We start from the raw sequence: 11,284 nt of genomic DNA on the forward strand, positions 1-11,284 counted from the left end.
TTTGCCGCGCCCCACGGTCCGGTCCAATTCTAACAATGAATGCTCGCGGAGAGCTGCCTCGCTCCGTCTCAGATAACGCGCGCGCTCTTCGCATCTGGGCTGGAGCAATCCCTTCGAAGGAATTCTTTGGGATCCCCACCCACCCCCGAAGGGGTTTTGAATGCGAGGGGGGCGGGGGGCTCCATGATCGCCCGTACAGCCTCGGCCGGTTTTTTGGCACAGTAAATGTTTTGTGCTTTCTGCCAGCTGCGATGCGCAATCAGTAGGGCAGAGACTGACGCATACGGCGCCAGTGGATGGACGGCAGGTGGCAGGGCTCAGCGGACATTCCACACCGTCTCACGAAAGTGAATTTATGACCCGAAGCGGAAATTCCCTTTTGGTGAGGGCGTCTTGGCTTTGAGGAGCAAAACGGTCCTTGGCGGAAGGGCTTGTCCCGGATTCGAAGAGGTCGAGGGCGATCACGAAGGTTGCGCCTGGGGCGCGAAGACGACGATGCGACAGACCAGCCGTATTCATCCCGCCAAAGCCATACGGCGCAGGTTGACGACGGTCAGCGCGACGGTTGTCGCGAGAACGATGGCAAGGGCGGCGATGAGGACCGCGGCTTCGAAAAGCCATGGCGTGAAAATCATGCCGAAGGCCGCTGGAAGGGTCGCCTGGATCATCATCGCCCCGCTGACATTGGCCAGCGCCAAGTGCGGCTTGTCCTGACGCATCCAGACGATTGCGTTCATGGTTTCCGGCATTTCCGTCGCTATGGGACTGAGAAGCAGGGCTGTGACCTGGGGCGAAAGACCGAGCGCGGAACCGGTCATCTCCAGTCCGTGTACGAAAAAACGCGAGGCCATGCAGATCGCCATGAGCGCCAGCCCAAGTTGCAGGGCGATCCAGACGGTTTTCGGCTCCGAATCGCGCGGGCGAAGTGCGAGGCGATCAGGGGCGAGCGCCTCGGACAGGCCGTCGGCGGCGTCAAGCCCGCGATGAAGATAGAGGGCGTAGGCGGCAATCAGCAGCAGGCCGAACGGCGCTTTCCAGCGCAACTCCGCCACGCCCAGAACAGTAGTAAGGACAAAGATGCTCAGGAACCAGATCTGGTCGCGGCGCAGCCAATCAAACGACATATGGCCAAGCGGCGAGGCGAACGCACGGCGCCGCCAGACCATCAGGCCGATCACCCCGTAACCGATGGTGCTCAGCGCGAGCGGACCGCCGATGGCGGCGCCGACGCCAATGTCCTGTTGCGCCGAATCCGATCCAAAGGCGGCGGCGCTCAGCGTGACGGCGCTTTCCGGCAAGGCCGTGCCGAAGGCGGCGAGGATGGCCCCCGTCGCCGTTTGCGACAGATGAAGCCGCAGGCCCAGCCATTCCACGCCATTGGTGAAAAAACCGCAGGTAAAATAGATCGCCGCCCCGGCGAAAGCCATTTCCAGAAGCTCGGCGCCCATGTCGGCCAGACCCGTTCGGATGAGGATCGTCGTCTCGCGGCCAGGCGGCGCAGCGCGCGCCGCACGAGGCCGAAACGACGGGATAACGGGGCAAGCGCGGCGCCAGACGTCCGTCGCGATCAAGTCATTGAAATAGTGTGTAGAACAGTTTCTATGCCCAACCCCTTCGCGTCCGCGCCGGACGGACGCGGCGTCCGGCTTTCGATCGCTCGTTCGGCGGTCGGCGCCGTCGGTCGGCGTCCGGATTCCGGACGACCGAACAGTCCGATTTCCGGACGCTTTGGAGAAAGTCATCAATCAATTCAATTGGTTCATGTTATGGCGCATTCCTTGCGTTCCAGGACGCCGGACCTCAAGTCATTTTCGAGAGGAGACGATGTCGGGCTGGAAGGAGGCCCGTTCCAACTTCCCGCATTGCCGGGACGCAAATTCTCGATAAGCTGACAATAAATAGCGCGAGAAGAAAGAATTTCGGGAGGTAACGAAGTGGCTCGCGACCTGATGGGCCGTCGACCGGAGGCCGGCGGCGAACGGGCGGTGATGAACGCCTGGGAAAGATTTCTGTCCGGCGACGATTTGCCCGACAACGCCGTGCGACGCATGGTCGAGGATTCCTGGCGGCGATGCCTCGACACGGGCGTCAGTCCGGGACAATGCTCGGCCCCCGTGGTCGTCGACGAAGACGGCATGCGTTCGTTGCAGCAAAGGCATCGCGACCTCATCGAGGCGGCGAAGCCGGTCATGGCCCATGCGCGGGATTTCCTGTCGGAATCGGGGACCATGATGATCCTTACCGATCCGAATGGCGTGATCCTGTGGGTCGAGGGCGATCCGGGGGCGAAATATGACGGCCACGACGTGCGGCTCATTCCCGGCGCGCTCTGGGACGAGAGCGCGAGCGGCACCAACGCCATCGGCACGGCGCTCGCCTCCGGCCAACCGATCCAGATCTGCGCCGCGGAGCATTATTGCGAGGGGGTCAAGCGATGGACCTGTTCGGCTAGCGTCATCCGCGATCCGTTCGACGGCGGCGTCCTGGGCGCGCTGGATATTTCCGGCCTGAGCGGTAACCACAACACCCATTGCCTCGCCTTGGCCGTCGCCGGCGCCGGGCGCATTGAGACGCGCCTTACCTCGATCGAAATGGAGCGGCGCGCGCGCCTGCTCGACATCACCTTCAACCAGGGGGCTCGATGGGGCGAAAGCGGTCTGGTCGTGTTCGACCGGCGAGGCCGCATGGTCCGCGCCAATGAAAACGCCGGACTATTTTTCGACAGTGTCGGACTGGATATGAAAGTATGCAACGATCTCGGCGCCAAACTGGGCGCGGGACGGCTCGAAAGCCGGAAAGCCAACCTGCCGGGATGGCTGAAAACCGACTGGATCGAGCCTGTGCTCGAACGCGAGGAGCATCTGGGCACGATCCTCGCCATTCCTCCGTCCCGGCGCTGGGCGTCCTTTTCGGCGCCCGCCGCCGAACCAGTCGCAGCAGCGAGGGACGCGTTCGACAAGATCGTCGGCGCGAGTGAAACCATTGCCAAGGTGAAGTCCCGCGCGCGCCAGCTCGCCAAGCTGCATCTGCCGGTGCTTCTGCTCGGCCCCACCGGCGCGGGAAAGGAAGTCTTCGCCCATGCCCTACATGTGGCGGGCGCCCGCGCCAAGGGTCCCTTCGTGCCGCTGAACTGCGGCAGCATGACCCGCGATTTGCTGGCCAGCGAATTGTTCGGATTCGCCGACGGAGCCTTCACCGGCGCCAAGCGCGGCGGCATGTCCGGGAAATTCGAGGCGGCCAATGGCGGAACCCTGTTCCTGGATGAAATCGGCGAAATGCCGCTGGAGTTGCAGGCGCATTTTCTCAGGGTGCTGGAAGATGGCGAGGTTTATCGCGTCGGAGAAAACCGGCCGCGCAAGGTTCAGGTGCGGGTCATCGCCGCGACCAATCGCGATTTGCGCGACGAAGTGGCGCAGGGCCGCTTTCGCATGGACCTGTTCTATCGCCTCGCCGTCACCATCCTTCGTCTTCCCGCCTTGGCGGAGCATCGCGACGACATACCGCTGCTGGCGCGCCATTTCGTCGAGATGACCGCGGCCGCCCACAAGCTGAAGTCCAAAACGCTCGATCCCCGCGTGATCGACGCCCTGGTCGCCTATTCCTGGCCCGGCAATGTCCGCGAACTGCGCAATGTCATCGAAGGCATGACCTTGCTGGCGGAGGGAGACCGGCTGACGCTCGACGACCTCCCGCCCGAATTGTCTTTCGGCGGCGCCTTCGTCGGCGTCGAAAGCGCGGCACCGCCCGTGTCCGACGCCGCGCCTCTTCGCCTGGCGGATCGCGAGCGACAAGCCATCATTGCCGCCATCGAGGCCGAGCATGGCAATCTGACCCGCGTCGCCGCGCGGCTAGGCATCGCCAAAAGCACGCTTTACGAAAAAGTGAAACGCCACGGCATCAGCCGCATCGCCGCCGAGCGCTTCCGCTTCTGACGATTCGGCGCCAGTAGCCGCTCCCTGCCTTTGATCCCACGCCGTCCCGCCGAACAGGTCGGGCGGCGTTTTTTGCGCCCTGTCCCAGGCCCGGTCGCGTCCGGATTGCAGACGCGAAGGCGTCCGCCGCAGACGCGAAGCGCCTGTGAGGCGGCATAAAACATCTATTTAATTTCAATTAGTTAGATCGATACGATTTCTGGCACGGCCGTTGCGCACATTGTCACGAAACGTGCGGACCCCTTCCTGTCTTCCGTCCGGGCGTTTTGACAAAAACATCAGCGGAGGATCCCGTGGAAACTCAGACCAATCCAGTCCAGGACAATCCAGTCCAGGTTTTGGGCATCGACGCCGGCGGCACGATGACCGACACCTTTTTCGTTCGCGCCGACGGACGTTTCGTCGTCGGCAAGGCGCAAAGCAATCCGGCGGATGAATCGCTGGCCATTTTCAATTCCTCCGTCGATGCGCTGGCGCATTGGCGGCGCGAGGTGGATGACGTCTATCCGGAACTCGTCACCTGCGTCTATTCCGGCACGGCCATGCTCAACCGCATCCTGATGCGCAAGGGCTTAAAGGTCGGCCTGGTCTGCAATCGCGGCTTCGAGCAGATTCACTCGATGGGCCGCGCGCTGCAAAGCTATCTCGGCTATGCGCTGGAAGACCGCATCCATCTCAACACCCATCGCTATGACGAGCCACTGGTGCCGGTTTCGCGCACGCGCGGCGTGACCGAGCGCACCGATGTGCAGGGCCGGGTGGTCATCCCGCTGCGCGAGGAGGAAGTCCGCCAGGCGACGCGCGAACTGGTCGATGAGGGCGCTAAAGCCATCGTCATCTGCCTGCTGCAATCGCACAAGAACGAGGCCAGCGAGCAGCGCGCCCGCGATGTGGCGCGCGAGGAGCTGAAGCGTCTCGGCGTGGACATCCCGGTGTTCGCCTCCGTCGACTATTACCCGTCGCGGAAGGAAAGCCACCGCATGAACACGACGATCCTCGAAGCCTATGGCGCCGAGCCGTCGCGCCAGACCCTCAAGCTTGTCAATGACCGCTTCAAGAAGCACGGCGCCAAATTCGACCTGCGCGTGATGGCGACCCATGGCGGCACCATCAGCTGGAAGGCCAAGGAACTGGCCCGCACCATCGTCTCCGGCCCGATTGGCGGCGTGATCGGCTCGAAACTGCTCGGCGAGGCGCTCGGCGACGAAAACATCGCCTGTTCCGACATTGGCGGCACCAGCTTTGACGTGGCGCTGATCACCAAGGGTAATTTCGCCATCAAATCCGATCCCGACATGGCTCGCCTCGTGCTGTCGCTGCCGCTGGTGGCGATGGACTCGGTCGGCGCCGGCGCAGGCAGCTTCGTCCGCCTCGATCCTTACAGCAAGTCGATCAAGCTCGGTCCGGACAGCGCAGGCTATCGCGTCGGCACCTGCTGGCCGGAAAGCGGTCTCGACACGGTTTCAGTGTCCGACTGCCATGTCGTGCTCGGTTATCTCAACCCCGAGAATTTTCTCGGCGGCGCGATCAAGCTCGACGTCGAAAGGGCGCGCCAGCATATCAAGGCGCAGATTGCCGATCCGCTCGGATTGTCGGTCGAGGACGCGGCCGCCGGCGTGATCGAACTGCTCGATCTCACCTTGTCGGAATATCTGCGCGCAAATATCAGCGCCAAGGGCTACAACCCGGCCGAATTCACCTGCTTCTCCTATGGCGGCGCCGGTCCAGTCCATACCTATGGCTATACCGAGGGCGTCGGCTTCAAGGATGTCGTCGTGCCCGCTTGGGCAGCCGGCTTCTCGGCCTTCGGCTGCGCCTGCGCCGATTTCGAATATCGCTACGACAAGTCTGTCGACGTCGGCGTGGCGCAATTCGCGAGCGCCCAGGAAAAGGCGGAGGCCTGCAAGACATTGCAAGACTCGTGGTCGGAACTGGCGACCAAGGTCATCGACGAATTTGTGATCAACGGCTTCAAGCCCGAGGACGTGCTGCTCATCCCCGGCTTCAAGATGCAGTACATGGGCCAGCTCAACGATCTCGAAATCGTTTCGCCCGTGACCTCGGCGGAAACCGCCGCCGACTGGGACCGGATCGTCGAGACCTTCGAGACCACCTACGGCCGCGTCTACGCCAATTCGGCGCGTTCGCCCGAACTCGGCTTCTCCATCACCGGCGCGATCCTGCGCGGGACGGTGGCGACGCAGAAGCCGGTACTGCCCGAAGACCCGGATTGCGGCCGGACGCCGCCGCTCGAAGCGCGCCTCGGCTCGCGCCCGTTCTATCGCCACAAGAAATGGGTCGACGCCACAATCTGGAAAATGGAGGCGCTGAAGGCCGGCAATCACATCGCCGGCCCGGCGATCATCGAATCCGACGCGACCACCTTCGTGGTGCCGGACGGTTTTGAGACGACGATCGACAAGCATCGCCTGTTCCATCTCAAGGAAGTGAAATAAGGGAGGATTTTCAACATGAACATGCTCGACAAGAATTTTACCGGAACCGCGGCGAATTTCGGCGACCTGCTCGGAAACGGCATGACGCTGAAGCAGAATCGCGATGACATCATCGCGCGCACGCAAGCCACCGGCTTCTACAACGGCCTTGAAAAGCTGGCGTTCCGCGACAGCGACCCGATCAGCTACGAGAAGCTGTTCTCGAAACTGCGAGGCGGGCTGGTCCACGCCCGCGAAACCGCCAAGAAAATCGCCGCCAGCCCGATAGTGGAGCAGGAGGGCGAGCTCTGCTTCACCCTCTACAACGCCGCCGGCGACTGCGTGCTGACCTCCACCGGCATTATCATCCATGTCGGCACGATGGGCGCGGCGATCAAATATATGATCGAGAACAATTGGGAGGCCAATCCGGGCATCAATCCCGGCGACATGTTCACCACCAACGATTGCGCGATCGGCAATGTCCATCCCTGCGACATCGCCACCATCGTGCCGATCTTCTGGGACGGCAAGCTGATCGGCTGGGTCGGAGGCGTGACTCATGTGATCGATACCGGCGCTGTGACGCCGGGCTCGATGTCGACCGGACAGGTGCAACGCTTCGGCGACGGCTACATGATCACCTGCCGCAAGACCGGCGTGAACGACACGCCCCTGCGCGACTGGTTGCATGAATCGCAGCGTTCGGTGCGCACGCCGAAATACTGGATCCTGGACGAGCGCACCCGCATCGCCGGCTGCCACATGATCCGCGATCTGGTCGAGGAGGTGATCCGCGCCGACGGTCTCGAGGCTTACCAGAAATTCGCGCACGAGGTTATCGAGGAAGGCCGGCGCGGCTTGATGAGCCGCATCAAGGCCATGACGCTGCCCGGCAAATACCGCAAGGTCTCCTTCGTCGACGTGCCCTACAAGCACCCGGACGTGCAAGTGTCGTCGGCTTTCGCCAAGCTCGACTCCATCATGCATTCGCCTTGCGAGATGACCATTCGCGGCGATGGCTCGTGGAAGCTCGATTTCGAGGGCGCGAGCCGTTGGGGCTGGCATACGTTCAACGCACATCAGGTCGCCTTCACCTCAGGCATCTGGGTGATGATGTGCCAGACCCTGGTGCCGACGCAGCGCATCAATGACGGCGCCTATTTCGCGACGGATTTCCACCTGCCGAAAGGCGCCTGGTGCAATCCGGACGACCGCCGCACGGGACACGCCTACGCCTGGCATTTCCTGGTGTCCGGCTGGGCGGCTCTGTGGCGCGGCCTCGGCCAGGCCTATTTCAGCCGAGGCTATCTGGAGGAGGTCAACGCCGGCAACGCCAATACGTCGAACTGGCTTCAGGGCGGTGGCATCAACCAGGACGGCGAAATCCATGCGGTCAACAGTTTCGAGGCTTCGTCCTGCGGAACCGGCGCCTGCGCGGTCAAGGACGGGCTGAACCACGCCGCCGCGATCTGGAACCCGGAAGGCGACATGGGCGACATCGAGATCTGGGAAATGGCGGAGCCGCTCCTCTATCTCGGCCGCAATGTGAAGGCCAATTCCGGTGGCTATGGCAAATATCGCGGCGGCTGCGGCTTCGAGACCTTGCGCATGGTGTGGAACGCCCAGGACTGGACCATGTTCTTCATGGGCAATGGCTTCATGAACAGCGACTGGGGAATGATGGGCGGCTATCCGTCGGCCACCGGCTATCGCTTCGAGGCGCACAAGACCGGGCTGAAGGAGCGCATCGCCATCGGCGACTCGCTGCCGCTTGGCGGCGATCTCGATCCGACCCGACCTGATTATGAGCGCCACATTGACGCCACCTCGGTCGTCAAGCGCGACAAGCAATGCATCACCACCGAGGATTGCTACGACAACCACGACCTCTACCTAAACTATCTGCGTGGCGGTCCCGGCTTCGGCGATCCGCTCGACCGCGAGCCCAAGGCGATCGAGGACGATCTCAACCAGAAGTTCCTGCTGCCTGAATACGCCGTCAAGGTCTATGGCGCCGTCTTCACGACCGACGCCAAGGGCGTCTTCACCGTCGATGCGGCGAAGACGCAGGCCCGCCGCGCGGAAATCCGCAAGGAGCGCCTCGCGCGCGCCGTGCCGACCCGCGAATGGATGAAGGAAGAGCGCCAGCGCATCATCAACAAGCATGCGTCGGTGCAGGTGCAGCACATGTTCGCGACCAGCTTCGGCCTGTCGGAAAAATTCAAGTCGGAATTCAAGTCCTTCTGGGATCTGCCCGCCGACTGGGACCTGCAGGAATCCGAACTCGGCGTGCCGACCTATGGCTCGAAGCACCGCATGGATCTCTCGCTGCTGCCCGACGTGCACACCGTCGTCCAAGTTGAAGAATGATCCGCCCGAAAACCATCAGGAATTGAGGAAACCACCATGTCTTACACCAAGGAACAGGTCGCGCATCTGGTCGAGGGCACGCTCGACTGGGAAACCACCTTCCGCATGCTGTCCATGCCCAAGGATCAGGACCGCTTCGCGAAATATCTCGCGGCGCTCCAGGCCAAGGTCTCCTATGCCGACAAGATCGTGCTGCCGCTCGGACCGCACATGAACATCGTGCAAAAGGCCAGCAACAAGAAATGGCTGATCAAATGCGATTGCGGCCATGAATTCTGCGGGCACGACGAGAACTGGAAACTGCATGCGGCGGTCTATGTCCGCGACACCGAAGAGTCGATGACCGAGGTCTATCCGCAGCTGATGGCGCCGGACACCCAATGGCAGGTCTATCGCGAATTCTACTGCCCGAAATGCGGCGTCATGCATGACGTCGAGGCTCCGACGCCCTGGTATCCGGTGATCCATGATTTCGAACCGGATATCGACACCTTCTACCGGGATTGGGTGAACCTCCCCGTGCCCGAGCGCGCCTGACCCACAGGCCGCCGCAAGGCGAGACCGCTGGCGGAACATCCCGCCCGCCGGCGGTCCTTTCAACAGAAAACAACCAATCCCTCACATTCGCCTCGTTCCCGAGGAGGAGATTTTGCGCGCCTATCGTCCATTGGCCATCGCCCTGGCTGCGACATTTTTCGTCGCGCAAAGCCCGGCGCCGGTCGTCGCCGGATCGGAATTGCAGCCCGGCCTGACCACTGGCATCGCCCTCGGCCCGCCCTTGCCCGAAGGCGTTTACGACCTGACTCTTGCGAATTGGGGTGCGCGCAGCACGAGCCCGGCCACCGATGTCGGCGTCCTGGCGCCAACCTGGATCGTTTGGTCGACGCCCTGGACGCTCGCGGGCGGCCGGCTCGGCTTTGACGTCGCGCCTTCGGCCGCCCAGGTGAGCATCGACCATCCGGTGGGGCTGAACAAGGCGGGCTGGGCCAATCCGTTGGTCGAGCTGAGCCTGAAATGGGACCTCGGCAATCATTTTTATGCCGGCGTTCACGAGGGATTGCACATTCCGGTCACCGGCCCTCTCGAACGGATCGGCGTCGCCTATAATTTCGCATCCTTCATGCAGGTCGTCGCCTTGTCCTACCTGAACGAGGGCTGGGACCTCAGCGCGACCGTCATTTACGGAACGGGACGCAATGGAACGACACCGGGCTCTTTCGCGCCCTCGTGGTTCAATTACGACCTGACGGCGACCAGAACCTTCGGCAAATGGGAGATCGGCGCCGTCGGCTTCGGTTCGGCGGATCTGTCCAGGCCCTATGCCGGCTACGCCCGCCAGAGCCAGTTCGCGCTTGGCGGCCTCGTCGGCTATAACTTCGGTCCCGTCAATATTCAGCTCAAGCTGACGAGCGATGTTGCGGAGCGAAACTACCGCGGCAAGGACACGCGGATATGGACGAACATCGTCATCCCGATCTGGACGCCCAATTCCTCGAACCAAAGGATCGCCGCGAAATATTAACGGTTGACGCGGGGAGCGCTTTGAACCCTGCAGGGTGCTCCTGGAAAAATGTCGAGACCTTTTACACGGAGGAGGGGCACAACGATTCCCCCTGGAATCACATCGGGGTTCGAAACGATTGTGAAGGGTCCGAATTCCTGGTCACTCCAGCCGTTCGCATTTCGGCTCCGAAAGTCGCCTTCGCTCCGTCTCTGGATCCGGGCCAGATGACCGTGGACTTGCGCTTCTGGCGCGAGTCCGCCTTCCCCGAATGACCGGAAAATCCGTGCAACCGACGTCGGCAGCCACAAACGAACCGGTAGTAATGACCCAAGGCGGTCATTCGGGCCCGCAGTCCTCATCGGCTCCAACGGGCGGAAGCCGGTAAAGAACCAAAAGTCTGCCTCCTAGTCTAGAATGGACCGTATGGCATCAATGACAAACGCTCTTCGGGAGCCGTGGTTAGGTCCTTCGCCCTGCAAGAGCGAAAGCCTTGCAGACCTGATGCCCCCGCTCGCGCGCACGATCTGGAGCCAGGCGAACCATTTGGCGAAAGCAGAAAATGCTGCGACCAAACTGAACCATCCTTCCGTTTCGAGCGTAAAAACCCACGCCATATGAAATTGCTTGCCGGCGCGGGGATGCGACATGGACGAACTGGCTCATGACATTGACGCTCGATCGCTTAGGGCTGAGCTGGATGAGAGGCGGGCCCCCGTCCCGCGTCCGAGCCGCGCCGAGGCGGAAGCCGCCGTCGTCGTGCTGCTCGCCTGGGCCGGCGACGATCCTGCTCGCGAAGGCTTGCTCGATACGCCGGCGCGCGTCGCCAAGGCCTTCGGCGAACTTTTCGCCGGTTACGGCGAAGATCCAGCGGAGATCCTCGACAAAGTATTCGAGGACGTGGAGGGCTATGACGACATGGTCCTCGTACGCGACATTCCCTTCGTCTCGCATTGCGAGCACCATATGGCGCCCTTCTTCGGGAAGGCCCATATCGCCTATTACCCGGAGCGCGGCGTCGTCGGGCTCTCGAAACTGGCGCG

Annotated in this window: 7 protein-coding genes; 6 read left to right on the top strand and 1 reads right to left on the bottom strand. The window is 62.3% G+C overall.

Going from position 1 to position 11,284, the window contains the following annotated elements; all coding sequences use genetic code 11:
- Nucleotides 1-515 precede the first annotated feature (515 nt).
- Complete coding sequence (locus tag QZ409_RS01870; RefSeq protein ID WP_296706479.1) at nucleotides 516-1,448, bottom strand: hypothetical protein; 933 nt, start codon at nucleotides 1,446-1,448, stop codon at nucleotides 516-518.
- 486 nt (nucleotides 1,449-1,934) lie between these two features.
- Here QZ409_RS01870 and QZ409_RS01875 point away from each other — a divergent pair, with 486 nt between their 5' ends.
- The 6 genes from QZ409_RS01875 to folE all read left to right on the top strand — a co-directional run.
- The gene (locus tag QZ409_RS01875; RefSeq protein WP_296706481.1) at nucleotides 1,935-3,932 is read left to right on the top strand and encodes a sigma-54-dependent Fis family transcriptional regulator; all 1,998 of its coding nucleotides are present in this window, start codon (nucleotides 1,935-1,937) and stop codon (nucleotides 3,930-3,932) included.
- Nucleotides 3,933-4,225: 293 nt separating this feature from the next.
- Nucleotides 4,226-6,388 carry a hydantoinase/oxoprolinase family protein gene (locus QZ409_RS01880; RefSeq protein WP_296706483.1) on the top strand — a complete coding sequence of 721 codons (2,163 nt, stop codon included), beginning with the start codon at nucleotides 4,226-4,228 and terminating at the stop codon, nucleotides 6,386-6,388.
- A 15-nt stretch (nucleotides 6,389-6,403) separates the two neighbouring features.
- A complete protein-coding gene (locus tag QZ409_RS01885) occupies nucleotides 6,404-8,740 on the top strand; it encodes a hydantoinase B/oxoprolinase family protein (protein WP_296706485.1) in 2,337 nt (778 codons plus the stop codon).
- A 36-nt stretch (nucleotides 8,741-8,776) separates the two neighbouring features.
- Nucleotides 8,777-9,277 carry an acetone carboxylase subunit gamma gene (locus QZ409_RS01890; RefSeq protein WP_296706488.1) on the top strand — a complete coding sequence of 167 codons (501 nt, stop codon included), beginning with the start codon at nucleotides 8,777-8,779 and terminating at the stop codon, nucleotides 9,275-9,277.
- 112 nt (nucleotides 9,278-9,389) lie between these two features.
- Nucleotides 9,390-10,262 (top strand): transporter, encoded by an 873-nt coding sequence (locus tag QZ409_RS01895; protein WP_296706490.1) that lies wholly within the window; start codon nucleotides 9,390-9,392, stop codon nucleotides 10,260-10,262.
- Nucleotides 10,263-10,889: 627 nt separating this feature from the next.
- Nucleotides 10,890-11,284: GTP cyclohydrolase I (gene folE / locus QZ409_RS01900; RefSeq protein ID WP_296706493.1), on the top strand; the 395-nt coding region annotated here is incomplete at its 3' end.

Origin of the sequence: Rhodoblastus sp. (genome assembly GCF_019449565.1) — a bacterium.
Lineage (GTDB): Bacteria > Pseudomonadota > Alphaproteobacteria > Rhizobiales > Beijerinckiaceae > Rhodoblastus.

Excerpts from the sequence above, each read along its gene's own strand:
- QZ409_RS01890 (WP_296706488.1), top strand. The coding sequence starts at position 8,777 with ATGTCTTACACCAAGGAACAGGTCGCGCATCTGGTCGAGGGCACGCTC.
- QZ409_RS01870 (WP_296706479.1), bottom strand. The coding sequence starts at position 1,448 with ATGGGCGCCGAGCTTCTGGAAATGGCTTTCGCCGGGGCGGCGATCTAT.
- QZ409_RS01885 (WP_296706485.1), top strand. The coding sequence starts at position 6,404 with ATGAACATGCTCGACAAGAATTTTACCGGAACCGCGGCGAATTTCGGC.